Origin of the sequence: Acinetobacter sp. AOR18_HL, assembly GCF_027855145.1 — a bacterium.
In the GTDB taxonomy this organism is placed as follows: Bacteria; Pseudomonadota; Gammaproteobacteria; order Pseudomonadales; family Moraxellaceae; genus Acinetobacter; species Acinetobacter pittii.
This window is the reverse complement of record NZ_JAKTIG010000031.1, coordinates 529,509-551,035: the sequence shown is the minus strand read 5'-3', so window position 1 is coordinate 551,035 and position 21,527 is coordinate 529,509. Positions and strand designations below refer to the sequence as shown.

At 39.4% G+C, this 21,527-nt stretch carries 23 protein-coding genes and 1 tRNA gene; 17 read left to right on the top strand and 7 right to left on the bottom strand.

The annotated features are described in order from the left end of the window. Nucleotides 1–67: 67 nt before the first annotated feature. The 6 genes from MKL51_RS10760 to MKL51_RS10735 all read left to right on the top strand — a co-directional run bounded on the left by MKL51_RS10760 (nt 68) and on the right by MKL51_RS10735 (nt 4,740). Nucleotides 68–307 carry a hypothetical protein gene (locus tag MKL51_RS10760; RefSeq protein ID WP_119517287.1) on the top strand — a complete coding sequence of 80 codons (240 nt, stop codon included), beginning with the start codon at nt 68–70 and terminating at the stop codon, nt 305–307. Nucleotides 308–421: 114 nt separating this feature from the next. Next, nucleotides 422–715 (top strand): hypothetical protein, encoded by a 294-nt coding sequence (locus tag MKL51_RS10755; protein ID WP_031946159.1) that lies wholly within the window; start codon nt 422–424, stop codon nt 713–715. A 69-nt stretch (nt 716–784) separates the two neighbouring features. Further along, nucleotides 785–3,283, top strand: coding sequence for a right-handed parallel beta-helix repeat-containing protein (locus MKL51_RS10750; RefSeq protein ID WP_270904292.1), 2,499 nt, complete (start codon nt 785–787; stop codon nt 3,281–3,283). Nucleotides 3,284–3,406: 123 nt separating this feature from the next. Then, complete coding sequence (locus tag MKL51_RS10745) at nt 3,407–3,778, top strand: hypothetical protein (RefSeq protein ID WP_044100789.1); 372 nt, start codon at nt 3,407–3,409, stop codon at nt 3,776–3,778. A gap of 10 nt (nt 3,779–3,788) precedes the next feature. Then, nucleotides 3,789–4,406 (top strand): lysozyme, encoded by a 618-nt coding sequence (locus tag MKL51_RS10740; RefSeq protein WP_270904291.1) that lies wholly within the window; start codon nt 3,789–3,791, stop codon nt 4,404–4,406. 139 nt (nt 4,407–4,545) lie between these two features. Next, a complete protein-coding gene (locus MKL51_RS10735) occupies nt 4,546–4,740 on the top strand; it encodes a hypothetical protein (protein ID WP_270904290.1) in 195 nt (64 codons plus the stop codon). 24 nt (nt 4,741–4,764) lie between these two features. Here MKL51_RS10735 and MKL51_RS10730 read toward each other — a convergent pair whose 3' ends face one another. From MKL51_RS10730 to cysS, 3 genes are all read right to left on the bottom strand, one after another. After that, nucleotides 4,765–5,778 carry a tyrosine-type recombinase/integrase gene (locus tag MKL51_RS10730; protein WP_270904289.1) on the bottom strand — a complete coding sequence of 338 codons (1,014 nt, stop codon included), beginning with the start codon at nt 5,776–5,778 and terminating at the stop codon, nt 4,765–4,767. Nucleotides 5,779–5,992: 214 nt separating this feature from the next. Continuing rightward, nucleotides 5,993–6,068: transfer RNA gene (locus MKL51_RS10725), tRNA-Gly, on the bottom strand. A gap of 63 nt (nt 6,069–6,131) precedes the next feature. Then, a complete protein-coding gene (gene cysS, locus MKL51_RS10720; protein ID WP_005076856.1) occupies nt 6,132–7,553 on the bottom strand; it encodes a cysteine--tRNA ligase in 1,422 nt (473 codons plus the stop codon). A gap of 213 nt (nt 7,554–7,766) precedes the next feature. On the opposite strand from cysS, the gene MKL51_RS10715 reads away from it, so the two are divergent. The 11 genes from MKL51_RS10715 (at nt 7,767) to MKL51_RS10660 (ending at nt 18,512) form a co-directional block, all read left to right on the top strand. After that, nucleotides 7,767–8,744, top strand: coding sequence for a KpsF/GutQ family sugar-phosphate isomerase (locus MKL51_RS10715; protein WP_002122342.1), 978 nt, complete (start codon nt 7,767–7,769; stop codon nt 8,742–8,744). Nucleotides 8,745–8,747: 3 nt separating this feature from the next. Continuing rightward, nucleotides 8,748–9,287 (top strand): KdsC family phosphatase, encoded by a 540-nt coding sequence (locus MKL51_RS10710; protein WP_017481419.1) that lies wholly within the window; start codon nt 8,748–8,750, stop codon nt 9,285–9,287. 37 nt (nt 9,288–9,324) lie between these two features. Then, nucleotides 9,325–9,873 (top strand): LPS export ABC transporter periplasmic protein LptC, encoded by a 549-nt coding sequence (gene lptC / locus MKL51_RS10705; protein ID WP_005070181.1) that lies wholly within the window; start codon nt 9,325–9,327, stop codon nt 9,871–9,873. After that, nucleotides 9,857–10,405, top strand: coding sequence for a lipopolysaccharide transport periplasmic protein LptA (lptA, locus tag MKL51_RS10700; protein ID WP_002122334.1), 549 nt, complete (start codon nt 9,857–9,859; stop codon nt 10,403–10,405). The genes lptC and lptA overlap by 17 nt, the downstream gene beginning before the upstream one ends. Next, nucleotides 10,405–11,148, top strand: coding sequence for an LPS export ABC transporter ATP-binding protein (gene lptB / locus MKL51_RS10695; protein WP_002122331.1), 744 nt, complete (start codon nt 10,405–10,407; stop codon nt 11,146–11,148). The genes lptA and lptB overlap by 1 nt, the downstream gene beginning before the upstream one ends. Before the next feature lie 273 nt (nt 11,149–11,421). Beyond that, nucleotides 11,422–12,888 (top strand): TolC family protein, encoded by a 1,467-nt coding sequence (locus MKL51_RS20990; RefSeq protein WP_017481420.1) that lies wholly within the window; start codon nt 11,422–11,424, stop codon nt 12,886–12,888. After that, on the top strand, nt 12,885–15,026 hold the full coding sequence (locus tag MKL51_RS10680; protein ID WP_017481421.1) for a type I secretion system permease/ATPase: 2,142 nt from the start codon (nt 12,885–12,887) through the stop codon (nt 15,024–15,026). The genes MKL51_RS20990 and MKL51_RS10680 overlap by 4 nt, the downstream gene beginning before the upstream one ends. Further along, on the top strand, nt 15,023–16,219 hold the full coding sequence (locus MKL51_RS10675; RefSeq protein ID WP_017399974.1) for an HlyD family efflux transporter periplasmic adaptor subunit: 1,197 nt from the start codon (nt 15,023–15,025) through the stop codon (nt 16,217–16,219). The genes MKL51_RS10680 and MKL51_RS10675 overlap by 4 nt, the downstream gene beginning before the upstream one ends. A gap of 91 nt (nt 16,220–16,310) precedes the next feature. Next, nucleotides 16,311–16,910 carry an IMPACT family protein gene (locus MKL51_RS10670; RefSeq protein ID WP_017481422.1) on the top strand — a complete coding sequence of 200 codons (600 nt, stop codon included), beginning with the start codon at nt 16,311–16,313 and terminating at the stop codon, nt 16,908–16,910. Continuing rightward, the gene (locus tag MKL51_RS10665; protein WP_002115833.1) at nt 16,903–17,514 is read left to right on the top strand and encodes a chloramphenicol acetyltransferase CAT; all 612 of its coding nucleotides are present in this window, start codon (nt 16,903–16,905) and stop codon (nt 17,512–17,514) included. Before MKL51_RS10670 ends, MKL51_RS10665 begins: the two co-directional genes overlap by 8 nt. A gap of 155 nt (nt 17,515–17,669) precedes the next feature. Beyond that, nucleotides 17,670–18,512, top strand: coding sequence for a universal stress protein (locus tag MKL51_RS10660; protein ID WP_002115820.1), 843 nt, complete (start codon nt 17,670–17,672; stop codon nt 18,510–18,512). A gap of 116 nt (nt 18,513–18,628) precedes the next feature. Here MKL51_RS10660 and MKL51_RS10655 read toward each other — a convergent pair whose 3' ends face one another. The 4 genes from MKL51_RS10655 to MKL51_RS10640 all read right to left on the bottom strand — a co-directional run bounded on the left by MKL51_RS10655 (nt 18,629) and on the right by MKL51_RS10640 (nt 21,489). Further along, the gene (locus MKL51_RS10655) at nt 18,629–19,297 is read right to left on the bottom strand and encodes an O-methyltransferase (protein WP_017481423.1); all 669 of its coding nucleotides are present in this window, start codon (nt 19,295–19,297) and stop codon (nt 18,629–18,631) included. A gap of 138 nt (nt 19,298–19,435) precedes the next feature. Next, nucleotides 19,436–20,158, bottom strand: coding sequence for a D-Ala-D-Ala carboxypeptidase family metallohydrolase (locus MKL51_RS10650; RefSeq protein ID WP_182917432.1), 723 nt, complete (start codon nt 20,156–20,158; stop codon nt 19,436–19,438). A gap of 131 nt (nt 20,159–20,289) precedes the next feature. After that, nucleotides 20,290–20,613: a ferredoxin FdxA gene (gene fdxA / locus MKL51_RS10645; protein WP_002051033.1), complete on the bottom strand. Its 324-nt coding sequence runs from the start codon at nt 20,611–20,613 to the stop codon at nt 20,290–20,292. A gap of 345 nt (nt 20,614–20,958) precedes the next feature. Continuing rightward, nucleotides 20,959–21,489, bottom strand: a complete 531-nt coding sequence (locus MKL51_RS10640) for a GNAT family N-acetyltransferase (RefSeq protein WP_017481424.1) — start codon at nt 21,487–21,489, stop codon at nt 20,959–20,961. Nucleotides 21,490–21,527 lie beyond the last annotated feature (38 nt).

Below are 21,527 nucleotides of genomic sequence, written 5' to 3'. Positions count from 1 at the left end.
CTAAAAATTATAGTTGACTCCGTAATTTTGTTAGTTCAATATCTAACCAAATTACGGAGTTTTTCGCATGAATTATTTAGTCATTAAAAATTTAGGTCACGGTTTTTATTTAGGTAAAGGCAATGTCAGACAAGGTGGTAAAGAATTTGTTGTTTTTAAAAGCAACAAAGAAATGTTTATAGGTGTTGAGACATATAAATACGATGCCGAAAGGAATCAGTTATTGTGGGAAGGCGTCCAAAACTTAGGACAAGTTGTTGTTGGTTTTGCTGATACTGAAGAAGAAGCTTTGGATTTAGCATTTTAAAAATTACAAAATGTCAACTGACAAGCGTATTTATTTTGTTAATAATATGCTTGTTAGTTGAAGATATTTTATCTAAAGCTGATTTTCTTTAACCCCTTATATGTAGGAGCTTTAATGTCGAAAAAACTTAAAATTGAAAGTTTATATAATGAATTTTTAAATAACGATGATTATAAAAAATTAGAAAACGAAACCAATGCAAGAAAAGTAGAAATATTCTTATCTGAAAAAATACACAGGCAAGTACTTCCTTATTTTTCCCAAATTGGGGCGCATTATCGAATTGATGATTACTATCTAATTATCGACCCTTTAGATAGCCCAGATATAGAAAACAAGAGTGAATTTCTAAATTGGCTCGAAAAGTCAATTACTGAAAAGCACCTGTTGACACGGCGCGACCTGTAACCATCCTATTATTTGTAAGCTTACCTAAAATTGGCTGTAGAGAATACGGCCTTTTTTATTGGTGAGCTTATGACAGTTCAAGTTACCGACCGGCTCAGTCAACTTTATGTTGGTAATGGGGTTAATACACGGTTTGATTTTACTTTTAGGATTTTTGATCAAGAAGACGAGACAGGTGTAGCTGTACGTATTAAAGTCGGAAACGAGTTTGAATTTCTTGATGAGACTAAATACACCGTCACAATTAACCCCGATAATCTAGGTGGGTATGTAAATTTTCTTGATGCGCCTGACGCACAAACATATTTCTATATTGCAGGTAAAACACCCGTAGATCAGTTATTAGATATAACTAACTATGATAATTTTTATCCCGATGCAATTGAAAGAGCATTAGATAAACTTACAGCCATTTTACAAGAGTGGAAACACTTAGTTGATTTTGAGACACAAGCACGCATTCTTGCTGATCTTAACTATGACGAACTGGCTCAACAACGAGAAGCTGAATTAAGAGCGTATATCGATGGAATCGCCAGTGCTATCACTGGTCAACCTGTTCTAGGTTTACCTTCAAAATTCGTTGTAGATGGCGATGAAACTCAAGAGCAAATTAACGATAAATCAGCTCGTGCTTTTGCATCTATTGAAGATTTACTAAACTATACTCCACGCGGAAACGGCCAGATTGCTTTTGTTAAATCGTATTATGCAGATCAAAATACTGGTGGTCGCTATTTTAAGTATGACTCAGAAAAAGCAAATGAAAATGATGGTGTTGTAGTTTTTAATGGCTGGGTCGGTGGGATTACGAACAATACTATTACATCTGAAATGGTTGGGATTAGAGATGGAGAAGATGCAGCCAGCAAGTTTGATTTACTTGCCGCATTCATGCAAAACAAAAGCTATAATTTACGGCTGAGTGGAAGCATTTTTTCTACAAAAGAACTGGTTTTAATGTACTTGAAAGACTCAATTATTGAAGCCGATGATTTGTACCATGTCCCGCCACTTAATAAGCCACTAAATAATAATCGCGGTGCTATCACAATACGCAATTCAACAAACGTAACAGTACAAGATAGTTACTTGCATGGCGAATGCGTGGCGCACTACGATAACCGTGAAGATGGGCAAGCAGGAATTGTGTTTATTGATTCGGTGGGCTGCAAGGCACTGGAAAACCGTATTGAGAGATTCCATGCGTGGGCAGTGCTAGGTACAAACTGCACAGACACTTTAGTCACTGGAAACACGATTAAGCACATAGTTCGACAGTCCGGCATCAATATTTGGTTCGGCTCAGGGTCGAATAATATTGCACGTAACAACACTATCAGTGACGTGGGCTTGTATGGCGTTGAGTTTGAAAATCATACACTACTAAATTCTGATGGCGTCGCTAAAGACAATATTATCTCTGACTGTTTTCAGGGCGCAACACTTGTTAATCTTATTGAAAACGCGAAAGTAGTTGGTAATGAGATTTCTCAATGTTATCGCGGAATCACATATTCACTCTCTACGTCATCCGCAAAACTGCGCCTCTTTCGCAATACCGTGTCTAATTGTCAAATGGGGTTACAGCATGGGGTTGCAGAAATGCGATCGTCTCGAAATACTTATACTTATGAAGCGCAATCTTTTTACAAAACATCCCCTTACTCATCCGTAAGTGCAATTGACGCAGATGGATATGTGTACGTCGCCGAATCAGCAGGTATTACAAACGGTTTAACTTGGTCAGTAGGCGAGGTCGTGCAGATAAACGGCACATCTTACACTGTATCTACTGTTGCAACGGGGGTATCACTTCCAAACTATGCGTACACTTTTGTAAAACTAAAATTCAGTGTAAACCCAACCGGGTTGCGCGTAGGTGATTTTATTCTACACGCACCAAACGCACTCGATAACATCGGTATGCACCTGTATTTGGGTGGTAATTTTAACAGCCGACTTGACTCTATCAAAGGTTATCCAATCCCTGTCAGAGAAAGTATGTCAACATCGGGCGGGACACGGCAGCTTAACTCTCTGCAAGTAGATAGCGACTACTTTGTCTTTAAGTTTGACAACGTGCTAAGCAATACAAAATGTAAATTCACTGTAGAAAATCTACAATTGACGGGCAATGCTAACGTTGCGTTGGTCGATCCAACTGATACGAACTCAAAAACAACGTGTAGCTATTTGTCATCTATCGGCTATATCAGACCAAAAGGATATTACACGTTGGATTTTTTAGATGCTGTAAGTTATGGAAATTTTGCAGCCATCACACAAGGCAGAAGAACATTAAAGCCAATGCAGGTTATAGCAGTTGAGTTGGAATATACTAACCTTGCGTCAAATACAGGAAACCCCGCTTTACTATGCAACGATCAGAACTTAGAAATTACATTAGGTAAGGTTTTGAGTGGTACGGGTGTTTCAGGTATCGGTTTCACAGGTATCAGTCCATTCCCAATAAACGCGTATCTAAACACATTTAAGTTGATTACGACGGGAAGCTTGAGCGATCTAGGTTACAATAGATTGCGATATAAGTTGTTCTACATTTAATCACCCAACAAACCAACGCAAGCCCTAGCTTTTAATAAGTTAGGGCTTTTTACTGTCAACAGATTTCGATACAGAAATTAAACCAATCAATAAAATGATGAAAACATTAGATTGGTGGAAAAAATGAATGACCTTTTAACTATTAAATCCCTACCTTGGTTTATCAAGATTTGGGCGGCGGTGATGGGCGGCATTTTTGCGCTCATGTTGAGTGGTGATATTGACGTTGAAGGAAAGATAAAAATCAATATCGGCGTGATTATCAAATTCGCAATTAGCGTTTCTATCAGCTTATACGGCGGTTCAGCATTTATTGAATATCAAGATTGGGGCCATTACTCGCACATGACCCAAGGTTTTGTGATGTTGATTTTTGCAGTATTCGGAATGCTCCTTATTGGTATTTGGTACCAGGCGATTCAATTACTAAAAGGTAAAACGATTAGTGAATTGATCTTTGAAATCCGTGAAGCGTTCAAGGCTATATTCAAGTAGGAGAATGTCCATGTCAGTAGATAATGCAGAAAAAGTTGCACAAGCCTACTCATGGCTGCGTGCAATGTCGGGCGGTAAACTCGCACATGAGCAAGTTACTGCGGGCGATTCAATCATCGCAATGAATGGCCTTAAAACATTCGCTCAAGTCATCGGATATAAATTAGATACCAATGTTACAGGCTTCCGCGATATTTCCGAAAACGGATACAAACTCATTAAGTCATTTGAAGGTTTCATGCCAAAGGCTTATCAAGATACTGGCGGTGTTTGGACGATCGGTTACGGCACTATTAAATACCCGAACGGCACACGTGTTAAGAAAGGAGATATTTGCACCATGGCAGAAGCCGAAGAGTGGTTGAAAAATGACTGCGCTTGGGTTGATGCTTGTCTAGATAAATATTTAAAGAACAAGCCGACACAAAACCAGTTTGATGCATTGGCTTCATTGGTCTACAACATTGGCGAAACTGCATTTTCTAAAAGCACGATGCTAAAAAATCTTAATGCAGGAGATATGAAAGGAGCGGCTAATCAATTTGATAAATGGGTTTACGACAATGGTAAAGTCCTTAATGGTTTGGTGAACCGTCGAGCAGCTGAAAAGAAGTTGTTTCTAACATGAAGGTCTTTTACTGCAAGCGCACTAAGTTTGCACTTCTTCTAAGTGTAATGTGCATTCTATTTTCAGGATGCACAGCACATTCAATTAATAACAATATTCAAGTATCATTGTGCGTAAAAGCCTTATGAGTTTTTTAATAATGACGCAAGTGATGATCAAAGCCTTTGACCATGCAAATACTAAAGTCATTGACTTTTTGGTTGAAGTAGGTAAGGGTGGCAATATTCTTAAAGTTTTTGACTATAATGGTAATGAACTATCAATAAATTTGGATGGTACCGTAATTTATAATCGTACCCGATGGCGTTTACCCGTTAAAGTAGATTTAAAATAAAGCCCCAATTAAGGGGCTTTTTGTTTATGCAGCGTTTAGCATCTTGGCAATTTCCGATGCAGTCGGGTTGTAATAAGTATTTACTAAAACACTAATTGTTTTATGACCTGTAATTTTTGCGAGAATTTCTACAGGTAAGCGATACTCATGGACAAATCTTGTAATTGCTTCATGTCTTGAATCGTGGAAGGTGATAACCCCGTCTAAACCAACTCGACGTAAATTACGTTGCCAAATTAGCCTGAAGGCATTCGACGTAAGTGGAACCATTCGTGTATCGTTTGGATCCTCTGGCAACCAAGAAAGCATTTCTTTTGCTTTGGCTGTTAACGGTACATCACGTGAAGAGCCGTTCTTAGTGTCTAATAGTCTAATGAAGTCAGTAAAAATTAAATGCTTTTGCACGCTAAGTATTTCACCTTTACGCATAGCAGTTTCAAGGGCAAATAGAAATGACCATGCAACACGGTGTCTTGGCTGTGTTGGTGTTTTACCCCATTCATAGTCCAAGCCTTTTACAACTTTATCAATGTGGTCCTGATTAACGCGTTGATGCCTTGGCGGCGGTGCTGAAGGTTTAGTAATTTCTTTAAATGGATTTTCTTTAGTTAAAAATAATTCTTTTCGTGCAAAGTCAAAAACTGAACTGTACATAGCCATTTCTCTAATGACAGTTGCGCCCTTAACCTGCTTCAATCTTTTATCACGCCATTGTTTAACTAGAGCAGGGGTTAAATTGTGTATAGACTCATCTGCTAGTTCGCCCCAATTTTTCTTTAAACATTTGAGCATTTGAACAATTAAACGGGCGCTTTTCATTTTGCGACCTTCATCCTGATAATACTTATCAAAAAGGGCTTGAAATGAAATATGGATTTTTTCAGGTTCTGAGGTTGGTTGTTCAGATTGTAATTCTAATAGTTTGGTTGCTGCCCACTGTTCGCATTCGCTAGCTGTGTCACGAGTGGCAGCGTAGCGCTTGCCCTTAAAACGAACTTCAATACGCCAAGCGTTGCCGCGACGGGTCGGTTTCTGCATTTTTAACACTCCAAATTTCATGGTGGCGCACTGCCGTCAAAAATTGAAGATGTACAAATGACACCCACTTTTTTGGCGGCGGCACGGAAATATAAAGCGTTTTTTAATGTGAAATATGACTATTTTGAATAGTCATAGCTGACCTATCGACAATAAAAAACAAGCCAAAAGATTACTAGAATCTTTCAGCTTATTGATTTTTAACAACAAATCTTGGAGCGGGAAACGAGACTCGAACTCGCGACCCCAACCTTGGCAAGGTTATGCTCTACCAACTGAGCTATTCCCGCAATGTGAGCACATTATAGAGTGTTTCATTAAAGTGTCAACACTCTTGTGATCTAATTGAACGTTTAATCAGCACGACGCCAAACTGTACCTTGGCGAGTGTCTTCAAGTACCACACCTTGGTCGAGTAAAGACTGACGAATACCGTCTGCTTTAGCAAAGTCTTTTGCCTTTTTCGCATCAACACGTTGTTGAATAAAATCTTCAATTTCAGCATCAGATAAAGCAAGAGCTTCTTGTCCAATATCTGATTTTAAGAAATCATCTACATTGTGTTGTACTAGACCTAAAATGTTGGTGAGGTGACGTAATGTCGAATAAAGTACAGTCGCTTGGTCAGCTTGCTCTTCTTTTACAGCACGGTTCAACTCTTTGTTCAGTTCAAACAATACCGCCATTGCTTCAGCAGTGTTGAAGTCATCACACATCGCATTGTTAAAACGCTCAATAAAGCTTTGATCAAGCGTTTCAGTTGTCGTTTGACCGTACACTTGTTGGTAAGCTTTAAATGAATGATAGAAGCGAGTTAAAGAAGTTTTTGCTTCTTTAAGTGCCACATCAGAGAAGTTCACAGGGCTACGATAGTGCGAAGATACAATAAAGTAGCGGATCACTTCAGGATGGAATTTCTCCATCACATCACGAATCGTAAAGAAGTTGCCTAAAGACTTAGACATCTTTTCACCGTCAACGTTAATGAAGCCAACATGCATCCAGTAGTTCACATATTGCTCACCAGTCGAAGCTTCACTTTGCGCAATTTCATTTTCATGGTGCGGGAACATTAAATCTGAACCACCACCATGAATGTCAAAGTGATTGCCTAAGCAGCAAGTCGACATTGCAGAACATTCAATGTGCCAACCCGGACGGCCATTACCCCAAGGTGATGCCCAAGACGGTTCATTTTCTTTTGCATGTTTCCAAAGTACAAAGTCAAAAGGGTGTTTCTTTTCAACTTCTACATCAACACGCTCACTTGCGCCAGCTTGCATATCATCAAGTTTACGGCCAGAGAGACGACCATATTTTTCGAATTTGGTGACTTCAAAATAAACATCGCCGTTTGAAGCAGGGTAGGCAGCGCCTTTATTCACCAAATTGCCAATCATGTTCTGCATCTGGTCGATATATTCAGTCGCTTTAGGTGCTTCATCAGGAGCTAAACAGCCTAGGTTCGCTGCATCTTCATTCATTGCATCGATGAAACGAGTGGTGAGTTGTTGGATTGTTTCACCATTCTCATTCGCACGTTTAATGATTTTGTCGTCAATGTCGGTAATGTTGCGAATGTAGCGAACATTCCAGCCTTGACTACGTAAGAAACGAATAATGTAGTCAAATGCAACCATAACTCGAGCATGCCCGATATGACAGTAGTCGTAAACGGTCATACCGCAGACGTACATATCGATGTGACCTTCTTTGCGAGGTACAAATTCAACTTTTTTTCGTTGCTCAGAGTTATATAAAACAAACGGTTGCATAAGGGTTTTCAAACACTCAACAAAAACAGTGTTACATCATAACTGATGCATCATTTTTCACAAAGGTTTATGCAAGAATTTTATAAGCTTGTGAAATCTTATACATTTAAAAACGTGTAGATGATTGAGTTATGTTAGAATGCCCCCAAATCTTTTGATTAAAATCACCGATCTTCACAAGAGATCAGATCAATTATTTTGAGTCAAACTCGTATGCCCAATCCTACAGATTTCCAAAGCAGCGCATTAGCAACATTGCGTATTGAGCAACAAGCCTTAGACGTGTTAGCAACACAAATTGGTGACAGTTTTAACCGAGCTTGTGAAATATTGTTACAGTGTAAAGGTCGTGTTGTGATCACTGGCATGGGTAAGTCAGGGCATATTGGCCGTAAAATGGCTGCTACTTTCGCCTCAACTGGTACACCATCTTTCTTTATGCATCCGGGTGAAGCTGGACATGGCGATTTGGGAATGCTGGTTCGTGGTGATGTTTTAATTGCGATTTCCAACTCTGGAAAAAGTGATGAAATCATGATGTTGATGCCTTTAATCAAACATCTTGGCGTTCCTCTTATTACGATTAGCCGTGATGATAAAGGCCCAATGCCGCAAAACGCAGACATTGCTTTAACTTTAGGTGAGTCTGACGAAGCGTGCCCATTAGGTTTAGCGCCTACGTCGAGTACGACAGCAACTTTAGTTTTGGGTGATGCACTGGCTGTTGCTTTACTTGAAGCACGTGGTTTTACCGCAGATGATTTTGCTCGTTCGCATCCAGCAGGTGCGTTGGGTAAACGCTTACTTTTACATGTGAAACACCTCATGCATACAGGCGATGAGCTGCCAAAAGTTTCACCAGATACACCAATGAATCAAGTGCTTTATGAAATTTCTAATAAACGTTTAGGCTTGACGACAATTGTAGATGAACAAGAACATTTGCTTGGTATTTTCACCGATGGTGACTTGCGCCGTTTAATTGATAAACAGCAAGGTTTTGATGTGAATTTGCCTGTTTCAGAAGTGATGACAAAAAAACCATCAACGATTTCTCAAGAGGCACGTGCGGTAGAAGCTCTACAACAGCTTAACCTGAAAAAAATTAGTCAGTTTGTGGTCGTAGATGACCAAAACAAAGTGATTGGTGTAATTAGTATGCATGACCTTATTCAGGCAGGGGTAAATTAATCAATGGCATCTTATGCATTGTTAGAACAAGCACGTCATTTACAGGCATTGGTTCTGGATGTTGATGGTATTTTAAGTGATGGCTTCGTAACCTTAACCAATAGTGGCGATGAAATTAAATCATTCGATATTCGTGATGGTTTAGGAATGAAGCTTGTACAGCAAGCCAGCATGAAAGTTATCATTATTACAGGCCGAAAAAGCAATATTGTTGAAAAACGTATGTCTGATTTAGGTGTAGACCTCGTTTTTCAAGGCCGTGAAGACAAAGGCTCAGCACTTCGTGAAGCATGTGCGCAGTTTAATATTTTGCCGTCTGATTGCTTATATATGGGCGATGATTGGCCTGATTTATCTGCTTTTGCAATCGCAGGTATGAGTGTTACTGTGCCAAATGGTCACGAAGAAGTACGTCGCCGGGCGCATTTGGTTACGCAATCGATGGGTGGGCGTGGTGCTGTTCGTGAAGTCTGTGATATGTTGCTGATCGCAAAAGGCATTTACCAAGAACTTCTTGAAAAATATCTTGCAGTACCGCATTAATAATAAGATTACTTAAAAAGGTAGGCTATTCCTGCTCATGGATACCAGAGTTTTATCAATTGTTGCTGTAGTGGTTGCTGCTATAAGTGGTGGTTACTACTACTATAGTGGCAAGGCAAAAAAACTAGACATTGGTTCTGCGAAGAATATGACATATTCAGCGCAGGGCGTCCATTTGACTCAAACTGATGATCAAGGCAATTTGTATATCCGTGCTGAAGTTCGTCAGCTTGAACAGGATATGCAACAAAAAACATCAAAGTTGGATCAACTTAATGCCTCGATGTATAAAGATGGCAAAGTTGATGCAACATTCTTTGCAAAACAGGCAAATGGCTACGATGATAACCGTAAAGTTATTTTATCGGGTGATGTGGTCGCAACTAAACTGGCGCCACAAGGGAAGATTGAGTTCCAAACTGATGAATTAACTGGATATCCAAAAACCAGAGAAATTGAAACAGATCACCAAGTGGTTGTTCAATCTCCGCAAGCCGAGTTTGTCAGCAAAGGGTTAAAAGCTAATTTGAATAATGGTCAGTACGAATTTTTTAATATTCGAGGAAAGTATGCACCAAAGTCTTAATTTAAAACGTTCTTCAGCTTTCCTAAAACAAGCTGCGGTAATTACATTCGTTGCTTTATCATCTGCTTCGACTTTTGCTTTACCGTCTGACCGTAATCAACAAATTTCGTTAGTGGCAGACCGTGCAACTTATAATGAGAAAACGGGTTTAACGACTTATACGGGTAATGTCGTGATTGAGCAAGGTACGATGAAGCTTCAAGCCGACTCAATTGTTGCTACGCTAAACTCTAAACGTGAAATTCAAACGATTACTGCCAAAGGTAGACCGTCTAAATTCCAACAGCAAATTAGTGCTGACAAGGGCGTTGCACGAGGCGAAGGTCAAACTATTGTTTATAATGCAGATACAGGCATTATTACTTTGACTGGTGGTGCATATCTATATCAAGATGGTTCAAGCATCCGTGGTAACTCATTGAAATATAGTATGAACAAAGGAGATGTTGAAGCTCAAGGTTCATCATCAAATCGTGTTCAAATTATTATTCCGCCATCAACTTCAAAAAGTTTCCCGGGAGCGCGTGACTAATGCAACAAGCTCTTCAACCCCAAACTTTGTGTATTAAGCACTTAGCAAAAAACTATAGTAAACGTTGGGTCGTCAAAGACGTATCTTTTAGTATGCAAAGTGGACAGATTGTTGGTTTGCTTGGCCCTAACGGTGCAGGAAAAACAACAAGCTTCTATATGGTTGTTGGGCTAGTGCGTATGGACAAAGGTGAAATTCACCTTGATGATCTTGATATGTCCGATTTGGCAATGCATGAACGGGCACGTAAAGGAATCGGATATCTTCCGCAAGAAGCTTCTATCTTTAGAAAGCTGACAATTGCTGAAAATATTATGTCTATTTTAGAAACACGCAAAGATTTAAATAAACAACAGCGCCAACAACGTCTTACTGAATTGTTGAATGACTTTAAAATCAGTCATATTAAAGATTCATTGGGAATGAGTGTGTCTGGTGGTGAGCGTCGCCGTGCTGAAATTGCACGTGCATTGGCTGCTGATCCTAAGTTTATGTTACTTGATGAACCTTTTGCCGGTGTCGATCCAATTTCGGTAGGCGATATTAAAGATATTATCCAGACCTTAAAAGATCGTGGTATTGGTGTGCTTATCACAGACCATAACGTACGTGAAACTTTGGCGATCTGTGAACGTGCATATATTGTGAGCGAAGGTGCGGTAATTGCAGAAGGCACTCCACAAGAAATTCTGGATAACGAACAGGTACGTAAAGTCTACTTAGGTGACGATTTTACAGTTTAAATAAAAAAGTTAATCTATTTGGCTAAAAAGAGGTCAATGCTTCTTTTTAGCTTTTTTATATTTATTTTTTAAAAACAATAAATTAGAATATTTAGTTGATAAAAAAGTAATGTGTGAATTATTCCTGCATTTATGCTTCTTTATGCAAAAAAATATGTAGAATGTAAAAGCTTTTAAACGATAACAAACAAGATCAACAAGACAAGCATGATTGGATATAACCAGAGAAGAGTAAAAAGGACATGTAAAAAGCCAGCTTTCCTGAAAGGGTTGATGCTTTTAACTTCACTGCATGTACCTATGGTGATATATGCCGCTAAACCAAGTGAGCAATATCACACATTAAAAGACAACTTATCACAACTTTTTGCCCCTAAAAGTAGTGATGAATTTAAAGTCGCTAAGATGCAAGAGTTGAGTAATTTTAGGCTAGATCGTTCTAGAGTGCAGGAGTTTCCGACTGTTCAACTCAATGATAGAGCAGCTTCATCTTATTCAAATTTGCCATCAAGGAAAATGACTCTGCAGGAAGCGGTGAAAATCGCGATTCAGCGTAACCCTGATATTTCCCAAGCCATTTCAACTTTAGCTGGCCAAAACGCTGGTATTGATGTTGCGAAGGCAGGTTACTACCCTCAAATTTCAGGTGGTATTACCACAGGTGACTTGAGTAGTGGCGAGCGTGGTCGGCAGTTATTGACTTTAAACGCAACTCAAATGCTTTATGATTTTGGTAAAGTCAAATCAGGTGTATCGGTTGAGAAAGCCAAGCTCCAAGTCGAACAGGCGAATGTGTTGGTCAGCATTGACGATATTGCACTTGATGTGGCTCAGTCGATTATCAATATTCAGCGCTATCTCCAGTTAAATAAAATTGCCGAGCAGCAAATTGCAGGTATTCAGCGAATTCAGGAAATCGCTAATTTACGTGCAAATGCAGGTATTAGTAGCCAAGCTGATCCGATCCAAGCCCAGTCTTATCTACAAGCTGCTCAATCTGGTCTGATTGCACAGCAATCTTTATTACGTCAGTACCAACAACATTTAAGAACATTGTTGGGTGCTGATGTTTCACGTACAGGTTGGATTATTTCAGATGATTTGGTGAAAGTGTCTGATTTATATGGTGAACCTGAGTTTAATACCATTCCAAAAATGATCGCGGCACAAGCGGGCATTGAAGTGGCTAAAGCCCAAAAGGAACAGACCCGTTTAACACGTTATCCAACTTTGGCAGTGAAAGGCTCGGTGAGTCAGGCCATTAATGGAAAAAACCCAAACAATGATGAAGATGACGGTTTATATAGTTCCATCATGCTAGAAGCCACCAGCCAGTTTTATCAAGGTGGGGCAGTTTCTTCTCAGGTAAAAATGGCAAGTTACGCAGAAGAAGCCGCTAAATCTAAAGTGAATTCTGTGTATCTGGATGTGCTCGATCAGATCAGAACCAGCCGTGAACAAATTGAAAATAAACAACGTCAAATGCAGGTTTTAGCCAACCGCCAAGCGACGACAGTTCGTACACGCGAACTTTATCAAGAGCAGTACAAACTCGGTACCCGTTCATTGGTTGACTTATTGAATGCTGAACAGGCGATTCATAGTGCCAATTCGGAACTTGAAACTGCACGTTATGACATCTACAGCAGTATTGTTCAGTACATTGCAGCAACAGGACGTTCCCGCCAAGCTTATGACTTAAATAATATTTCAATTCAGGGGTTCGAAGTACAACCATGATGACAAAAATAAATTACCAGCCCTGGTTACAGGCGGTCTTAACGATTGCTAAACATTATAGAATTGAGCCTTCAGAAGAAAGAATTCGTTTACAACTTGACTGGAACCAAAATCAAAACCTTGATGATGTTTTGCAGTTAATGACCCGTCAGGTTGGACTCAATTTACGTAAAGTACCTTTTTCATTAGATTTACTTAATCCATGGCGTTTACCTGTCATGGTCGAGTTTAATGACGGACAAGTTGGTGTAATTGATAAGGCCGATACTCAAGGAAATGTCAGTATCCAGTTTAGTGGAGATCACGGTCTTTCCCAAAATTTAAGCTTAGATGTCTTAAAAACAACAATTAAGAATGTCTACATCCTACGTCCTGAAACGTCTATTCCCGATGCACGTATTGACGAATATATCAAACCATACGAAGCAAGCTGGTTCTGGTCGATTGTTTTAAGAGACTGGAAGCGCTACGTTGATATTATGTTTGCCTCACTGATAGCTAATGTTTTGGCACTGGCAACCATTATTTTCTCAATGCAAGTGTATGACCGTGTTGTACCATCTCAGTCTATCCCGACTCTATGGGTGCTAGCAGGCGGTGTACTCATTGCAGCACTTTTTGAGTTTACCTTACGTATATCACGGGTCTATTTATCCGATATTATCGGTAAACGTGCTGACTTACGGGTGTCTGACCGTGTATTTGGTCATGCCCTACGTATCAAGAATAAAGACCGTTCAAAGTCTACCGGTAGTTTTATTTCCCAGATTCGTGAGCTCGAAGGTGTGCGTGAACTGGTGACTTCAACCACCATTAGTGCAATTGCCGATTTCCCATTCTTTTTCCTATTCCTGATCATTTTTGCGATTATCGGTGGAAAACTGTTTTGGGTGATGCTGCTAGTTGTGCCACTTATGCTTTTGCCGGGTATTCTGGCACAGAAGAAGTTAGCGCAACTCGCACAAGAGGGCATGAGAGAGTCTTCAATCCGTAACGCTATTCTTGTTGAAGCGGTGCAAGGCATTGAAGACATTAAGCTATTACGTGCTGAGTCTCGCTTTCAGAACCAGTGGAACCACATGAACGAAGTTTCAGCCGATATCGGGATGAGACAGCGTAAAATTGTCGGTACCTTAATGGCATGGACTCAAATGCTTCAAGGTTTGACCTATGCAATTGTGGTGTTGGTAGGATGTTTTGCCGTAATGGACGGTGAAATGACCACAGGTGCGTTAGTGGCTTGTTCAATTTTATCTTCACGTATGTTGGCACCGATTGCACAGATTACAGGTGTTTTAGGTCGTTTACAGCAAGCAAAAGTTGCCAAACAAAGCCTTGATGAGCTCATGCAACGCCCGATTGATCAGGCTGACCGTTCGCATCTGGTACACAAAGCAGTTTTAAATGGCGATTACGAATTAAAAAATGTCTTATTCCAATATGGAGAAGAAGACCCGAAACCAAGTTTGGCAATCCGTCATTTAAAAATTCGTGCTGGTGAAAAAATTGCCATATTGGGACGTAATGGTGCAGGTAAATCGACACTGCTCCAGCTTCTATCTGGTATGCAAATTCCAACTCAAGGCGCGGTACATTTAGATGGTCTCGATCTTTCATTAATTGATCCGTCTGATGTACGTCGTGATATGGGCTTACTTAACCAAAATGCGCATCTTTTCTACGGTACGATTCGTGAAAACCTCACTTTAGGCGCGCCGCTTGCAACGGATGAAGAGATTCTTCGTGCATTAGTAGTGACGGGTGCATTACCTTTTGTTCAAGAGAAAAAAGAAGGGCTAGATCACCTGATTTTAGAAGGTGGTGTTGGTTTCTCTGGTGGTCAGAAACAAGCATTGTTACTGGCTCGTCTATTGATTCGTCAACCGAACATTTTATTGTTAGACGAACCGACAGCGGCAATTGATGACGTGGCAGAGAAACAACTGATTGATCATTTAAAAGGTTGGCTAGCACATCGTACTTTGGTCGTTGCGACCCACCGCCGTGCTGTTTTAGAACTGGTGGACCGTATTATTGTCGTGAACGAAGGCAAAATCGTGATGGACGGTCCAAGAGATCAGGTACTCAATCAATCAACAGCCCAACAAAAACAAGTGAGCCAAGGGGGTAATTCATGAGCGAACCACAACAAGAACAACAACTCACCCGTTCAATGAATGTCTCTTATAGTGAGCCACCCTTACCACGTGCCAGTTTAGTGATCTGGATTGTGGGCATTGGCTTGGTTATTTTCTTTATCTGGGCGTGGGTATTTAAACTTGAAGAAGTTTCTACTGGTACAGGTAAAGTCATTCCATCTTCTAAAGAACAGGTCATCCAGTCTTTAGAAGGCGGTATTTTAACCAAGCTGAATGTACAAGAAGGTGACATCGTTCAAAAGGGCGAAATTCTTGCACAGCTTGATCCAACCCGTTTTGCATCAAATGTCGGTGAATCAAAATCTTTACTGATCTCTGCTCAAGCGACAGCAGCGCGTTTACGTGCGGAAGTAAACGGTACACCTTTGGTTTTTCCTGAAATTGTGATGAAAGAACCAAAGTTAGTACAAGAAGAAACTGCATTATATCGTTCGCGCCGTGCTGATCTTGAACAAACGCTTGCAGGTTTAAGACAGGCTTTACAACTGGTGCAACAAGAACTGGCGATGACAGAGCCTTTGGTTGCTAAAGGTGCTGCAAGTGAGGTTGAGGTTTTACGTTTACGTCGTGAAGCAAATGATTTGCAAAACAAAATGAATGATGCGCAGAACCAGTACTATGTGAAAGCGCGTGAAGAGTTATCTAAAGCGAATACGGATAGCGAAACGCAACAACAAATTGTACTGGGTCGTAGTGACAGTTTAGACCGTGCAGTGTTCAGAGCACCGGTACGTGGTGTTGTCAAAGAAATTGCAGTCACTACCCGTGGTGGTGTTGTTCCACAAAACGGTAAACTGATGACTATTGTACCGATTGACGAACAATTGCTGATTGAAGCGCGTATTTTACCGCGTGACATTGCCTTTATTCGTCCGGGACAAGAAGCGCTGGTTAAAATTACTGCCTATGACTACTCAATTTATGGTGGTTTAAAAGGGAAGGTTACGGTTATTTCACCCGACACCATTCGTGATGAAGTGAAACAGGACCAATTCTATTATCGTGTTTATATCCGTACTGATTCCGATAAGCTTTACAATAAAGAAGGTAAAGCGTTTGGTATTACACCGGGTATGGTGGCAACAGTAGATATTCGTACTGGTCAAAAAACAGTTCTTGATTACTTACTTAAACCATTTAATAAAGCCAAAGAAGCGCTACGAGAAAGATAATAAAAAAGCCCCGAGATTCGGGGCTTTTTTATAGGTTTGATTCTATTAAATTCACGTTATAATTTGATTTTTATTGTGCTTTATCTTATTTATGGCTTTTACGATTGCATCACAGATTACATTTGAAGAAGAAATTAAAAAAAGTAGATTTCAGGCGATTGCTGCGCCAATAGAAAATGAACAGCAGGTTAAAGAATTTTTAGAACAGAACAAGGATATCTCGACCACTCACCAATGTTGGGCTTGGAAAATTGGGCATAACGTACGCTTTAACGATGATGGTGAACCGTCAGGAACAGCAGGCCGTCCAATCTTGGCGACTATTGAAGGAAATGACCTGACGAATATTATTGTGATGGTTAACCGCTGGTATGGCGGTATAAAACTGGGAACGGGTGGCCTTGTTAGAGCATACGGTGGCTGTGCTGGGCAATGTTTATTATTGGCTGAACGTATTGAACTCATTGCAAAGAAGACGATTCACTTTTCTTGTCATTTTAGTGAGTGGGCGATATTTCAATATGAACTGACTCAACAACAGATTGAATATCAGGAAACCTATACGGCAACAGGCGTAGATATCGAAGCGAGACTACAGATACATCAAATTGAACCACTTGCCTTAAAACTCAGAGACGTAACACGTGGTCGTGAAGAATTAAAAATTGAAGAGGAATTAACAGATGACTGATTCCTTACTGAAATATCGTGAGCAACATAAGCACCGCTTAAACTATATGCCATGGTTATATTGGACTTTAAAACCTAAAAACCGTGCTTGGGCTGAAGAGTGGCAAAAGGAATATCAAGCTTATTTAATGGATATGGAAACAGTTGAGATTGGTGAAAATTGTTTTATTTCACCGCTAGCACATATCTTTGCTGAACCAGGCCGCAAAATTATTATTGGGGATAATAGTTTTATTGCGGCTGATTGCACATTGCATGGACCACTCGAGATCGGCAATGAAGTCGCGATTAACCATCATTGTATTTTAGATGGTGGGCGAACGGGCATAAAGTTGCATGATCAAGTCCGTATTGCCGCATATTGCCATTTATATGCATTTGACCATGGGATGCAACTAGACCGTCCACTTTATCAGCAACCAGTTACGTCCAAAGGAATTGAAATTGAGCAAGACGTTTGGTTGGGTGCGCATGTGGGGATCAAAGACGGTATTAAAATCGGTAAACATGCTGTGGTCGGGATGAATAGTATGGTGACTAAAGATGTTGAGCCGTACCATATTGTTGGCGGAAATCCCGCAAAATTTATTCGTTTAAGAGAATAATACAGTCTTAAGAATGTAATAAAATGTTTGATCTTTAAACAAAAAAGTTGGTTTTTATACATAAACCTTAACATACCAATTTTTATCTATGTTAAGTTAAAGCTAAGTTTTAATAATAATCTCCAAGGCAATAGACCTGAAGAAGAGAGGCTAACATGAACCGTGTTATTGCGTGTATTGACTCATCACCGTGTATTAATGCTATTGCAGATGCAGCAGCATGGGTTGCTAAAGCAACTGGACGGGAACTTGTATTATTACAAATTCTGGACTATTACCCAGCCAGTTATCATCTTGGTGAAATTAGTGGGGTAATCGGCTTTGAAAGCAATGCAATGCTGCTAAAAGAGTTAGCTGAGCTAGAGCAAAAACAAAGTGAACTCGCGTTAGACTATAGTAATAATTTACTCCGCCATATTTCTGATCTTATTCAAGAAAAACATGGAATTACCAGTTCAAAAATTCAAGAAAAAGGTGATTTTTTAGAACAAAGTTTTAATCTCTTACATGAAAATGACATCGTTATTTTAGGTCGAGTCGGGGAAAGAGCAGCCGAGAAACATAAACCAATCGGTAGCAATGTTGAAAACTTCATTCGTGGAGCGAATTGTACTGTGTTGACCATTGGTGAAAACTTTAAAGTACCAACACGATTTATCTTTGCTTATGAATATTCGCCAACTTGTCAAAAAATGATGCGCCGTATTGCCCAAAGTGACTTATTGCGAACACTGCAATGTCATTTGGTGTATGTAGGCGATCATCCAGAAATATTAAATGAACCAGAACATTACCTTAAACAAGCGGGGCTCGATGTAGTCACCGTTTACCGTTATGGCGATGTTGCACAAAATATTTTAGAGTACCAACAAGAACATGGTATTCAAATTATTGTGTTAGGGGCATTTAGTCATAGCAAAATTCACCAATTCTTCTTGGGAAGTATTGCGACAACCATATTCCGAAACGCAACTGTACCATTACTTGTGGCTAAATGATGAGATTTGCATATAGTTATCCGCAAATCTTGTGGATAACTATATGGAAAAGCAACAGTAATAAAAGTAATTAATTGATTATAAATAATAAAATAAAAAAGATGATTTTTTAACCATTATTTCACAATTGCAATTGCGAACCCATCATGACCTTTTGAGCCAACTGTTTGCAGAGCTGTACAAGACAATATTTGCGGATGATTTTCTAAAGCTTTAAACATTTCACGGATGCCTTCAATACTCGGTTTTTTATTGTCAGGATTTAAAATATCACCTGCACGAATTACATTGTCGAGTACGATAATCGTACCTGATCTTGAGAATTTCAGACTCAATTCTAAATATTCAGGATAACCCTGTTTATCTGCATCAATGAAAATAAAATCAAAAGGTTCGATAGATTGAGGATCAATTTTAGACAGAATATCAGCGGCGCGGCCAGCTCGAAGATCAACTTTTACAGGAAGATTGGCATGATCGATATTTTTCTGTGCCATTTCTGCGTGAGTAGCACGGCCTTCTATGGTGAGTAAGTAACCGTCTTCAGGTAGGGCACGGCCTAACCAGATGGTACTATATGCAGCAAAGGTTCCGATTTCTAAAACTCGTTTGCATTTATTCATTTGAATAAGCATCTGCAAGAACATACCTTGGTTAGGAGCCACTGCAAGATGATTTGAAAAGCCGTGTTCGTCGGTATTCTTTAATGCATATTCGAGTCGCGGGTCTTCAGGAATTAAATGTGAATCGATATATTGGTCAATGTCTGTCCACATCTGCTGCATAATCAAATTTACCTATATGTTGATCGGGCTATTTTAAACGTTTATGCCTAGAGTGCAAAAATCTTCGGTTCAAGAAATTTTGGTTGATTGGGAAATGAACAATAAAAAAAACTCCTTTCAGTTGAAAGGAGTTTTTTATTAGAAATTACACATTGAACTGTTGCGGGTGAGGTCAGGTCCCCAAGTACGATAGCCTTGAGTGTCGATATGAATTTGACCTGAACTATATAGACCAATACCCATATTTAAGCTTTGACCATGCTGAGCCCAGAACTGACAAAGTTTAAACTTGGTGTTTTCGATAAATGCATAATCTTGAGCTTGTGGGAACTCAGGACCAATACGGAAATCGATTGCCGAGTTAAACAAATGTTTAGATGAGCTTGCACCGCCTGCACATTCATTTAAAGGTAAGTCTCGGTAAACCGAGGTCACTTCAAAGTCGGTAAGAACTTTTGCTGCTACTAAATATTTAAATACGCGTAGGGTAGATAAAGAATTTCCCCATAGCTCGCGATTAGGTACAGCATATTCAGAGCGGCCACATTTTTGCCAATCACGTGCTGAACGTAATAACTCAAAGCTTGGCACAATGCCTGCAACGTTATTTCGGGTTAAGAATTTTTCGTATTCACGAACACGTTGGTAATTTTCACCAGAACTTAACCAACTTCGATAAGATGCAGGCTCAACTTTAGGGGGAATTGGGCGCTCGATAATAACGCGCTCTTGTGGAATAAAGATTCGTTTACCACTTGGAGAGGTTTTGCCTGTTGTTGTGTGTTGGGGAGAGCTGACACAACCTACCATAACCGCTGGGATTATGCATAAGGGCACCATACTCTGCAAAAACTTCCGCATAAGAAAAATTAAGCACTTATAAATATTGCGGGTATTTTAATGCAAAACAGTGCACAAATTACGAGGAATTTGCAATGAAATGTTTGAATAGGGTATAAAAAAAGATCAGCGGTTGCTGATCTTTTTTGAAATTACTTTTCAAGATATTGTAATTTATCAGGTTTGCCGTTCCATTCTTCACGGTCAGCTGGTTGATCGCCAATTTGAGTAATGTTAGGCCATTTTTGAGAAAGTTCAGCATTTAATTCAATAAATACTTCTTGGCCTTCAGGTAACTCATCTTCAGAGAAAATTGCATTTGCCGGGCACTCTGGTTCACATAATGCACAGTCAATACATTCATCCGGATTAATCACTAGGAAATTCGGACCTTCGTAAAAACAGTCTACAGGACAAACTTCTACGCAATCTTGGTATTTACATTTAATACAATTTTCAGTGACAACAAAGGTCATGGCGACAGCTACCTAAAAAATATGGTTTCATTTCGAATAGCTTATTTTAGGCAAAAAAGGGGTAAACAAACAATTGCTTTTATTGATATTCTTTATTCATGCATATGAAGATAAGTTAATACGTTGATAATCAAACAGATCTTGTAAACCTAGCAGAGCTTAATCTATAAAATTAAAATAATAATATATTTTATAAAACAATAACTTAAAAAATATTTTATTTAATTCTTTAGATGTCATTTAAGTCAAGGCATCTATTTTAATAAATACCTTAACTTTTCATTTTTTTCTTTTACAAATTTTGATTTACGGCTTTTTTGATTAGAAAACCTTAAATTTTTAGAGCTAAAGCTTACATAGTAAATGAATATCTTCAGGTTCGAGCTGCCAAAGTTGTTGATCTGGAGCACTTAACGGTTGCGCGCCATGCTTCATATAGAAGTCTACAGTGCGTCGACTTGGGGTTGCTGAAATATACAGTTGGTGTGCACCGAGTTGCTTGGCTGACTCTTTTGCGGCTTGCATAAGTTTAGCACCAATGCCTTGACCTTGTTGGTCAGCATCCACATAGAAATAGTGGAGTAATTTCGCTTGGGGGTAATCCGCTATAAGTTGATTTGAGACTACGCTTACACCAACGAGCTTTTCAGAAGCATTAAATGCACCTTCAAATATTGAACCTTGTGCAAAGAGTTGTTTGAGTTTAGGTGGGTCATTTTCTAGATGATATGAATCCCAATTTTGTACATCAAAAAAACAATCAACCAATTCTAACTGTTGCTGTTTTTGTATGTAGTTTTGAGTGATTAATTCACGGCGGCTAATCTGCTGCCAAATAAGATCAATTTCTGAACTTTGCAAAGATCTTAAGATCATATAAATATTATTCTCCGATATGAATAAGCAGACCTAAG

Excerpts from the sequence above, each read along its gene's own strand:
- lptA (WP_002122334.1), top strand. The coding sequence starts at position 9,857 with ATGCACCAAAGTCTTAATTTAAAACGTTCTTCAGCTTTCCTAAAACAA.
- MKL51_RS10750 (WP_270904292.1), top strand. The coding sequence starts at position 785 with ATGACAGTTCAAGTTACCGACCGGCTCAGTCAACTTTATGTTGGTAAT.
- MKL51_RS10730 (WP_270904289.1), bottom strand. The coding sequence starts at position 5,778 with ATGCAGAAACCGACCCGTCGCGGCAACGCTTGGCGTATTGAAGTTCGT.
- MKL51_RS10735 (WP_270904290.1), top strand. The coding sequence starts at position 4,546 with ATGACGCAAGTGATGATCAAAGCCTTTGACCATGCAAATACTAAAGTC.
- lptC (WP_005070181.1), top strand. The coding sequence starts at position 9,325 with ATGGATACCAGAGTTTTATCAATTGTTGCTGTAGTGGTTGCTGCTATA.
- MKL51_RS20990 (WP_017481420.1), top strand. The coding sequence starts at position 11,422 with ATGCTTTTAACTTCACTGCATGTACCTATGGTGATATATGCCGCTAAA.
- MKL51_RS10660 (WP_002115820.1), top strand. The coding sequence starts at position 17,670 with ATGAACCGTGTTATTGCGTGTATTGACTCATCACCGTGTATTAATGCT.
- MKL51_RS10665 (WP_002115833.1), top strand. The coding sequence starts at position 16,903 with ATGACTGATTCCTTACTGAAATATCGTGAGCAACATAAGCACCGCTTA.
- MKL51_RS10650 (WP_182917432.1), bottom strand. The coding sequence starts at position 20,158 with ATGCGGAAGTTTTTGCAGAGTATGGTGCCCTTATGCATAATCCCAGCG.
- MKL51_RS10710 (WP_017481419.1), top strand. The coding sequence starts at position 8,748 with ATGGCATCTTATGCATTGTTAGAACAAGCACGTCATTTACAGGCATTG.
- MKL51_RS10740 (WP_270904291.1), top strand. The coding sequence starts at position 3,789 with ATGTCAGTAGATAATGCAGAAAAAGTTGCACAAGCCTACTCATGGCTG.
- lptB (WP_002122331.1), top strand. The coding sequence starts at position 10,405 with ATGCAACAAGCTCTTCAACCCCAAACTTTGTGTATTAAGCACTTAGCA.
- cysS (WP_005076856.1), bottom strand. The coding sequence starts at position 7,553 with ATGCAACCGTTTGTTTTATATAACTCTGAGCAACGAAAAAAAGTTGAA.
- MKL51_RS10680 (WP_017481421.1), top strand. The coding sequence starts at position 12,885 with ATGATGACAAAAATAAATTACCAGCCCTGGTTACAGGCGGTCTTAACG.
- MKL51_RS10745 (WP_044100789.1), top strand. The coding sequence starts at position 3,407 with ATGAATGACCTTTTAACTATTAAATCCCTACCTTGGTTTATCAAGATT.
- MKL51_RS10760 (WP_119517287.1), top strand. The coding sequence starts at position 68 with ATGAATTATTTAGTCATTAAAAATTTAGGTCACGGTTTTTATTTAGGT.
- MKL51_RS10670 (WP_017481422.1), top strand. The coding sequence starts at position 16,311 with ATGGCTTTTACGATTGCATCACAGATTACATTTGAAGAAGAAATTAAA.
- MKL51_RS10675 (WP_017399974.1), top strand. The coding sequence starts at position 15,023 with ATGAGCGAACCACAACAAGAACAACAACTCACCCGTTCAATGAATGTC.
- MKL51_RS10715 (WP_002122342.1), top strand. The coding sequence starts at position 7,767 with ATGCCCAATCCTACAGATTTCCAAAGCAGCGCATTAGCAACATTGCGT.
- MKL51_RS10655 (WP_017481423.1), bottom strand. The coding sequence starts at position 19,297 with ATGCAGCAGATGTGGACAGACATTGACCAATATATCGATTCACATTTA.
- MKL51_RS10640 (WP_017481424.1), bottom strand. The coding sequence starts at position 21,489 with ATGATCTTAAGATCTTTGCAAAGTTCAGAAATTGATCTTATTTGGCAG.
- MKL51_RS10755 (WP_031946159.1), top strand. The coding sequence starts at position 422 with ATGTCGAAAAAACTTAAAATTGAAAGTTTATATAATGAATTTTTAAAT.
- fdxA (WP_002051033.1), bottom strand. The coding sequence starts at position 20,613 with ATGACCTTTGTTGTCACTGAAAATTGTATTAAATGTAAATACCAAGAT.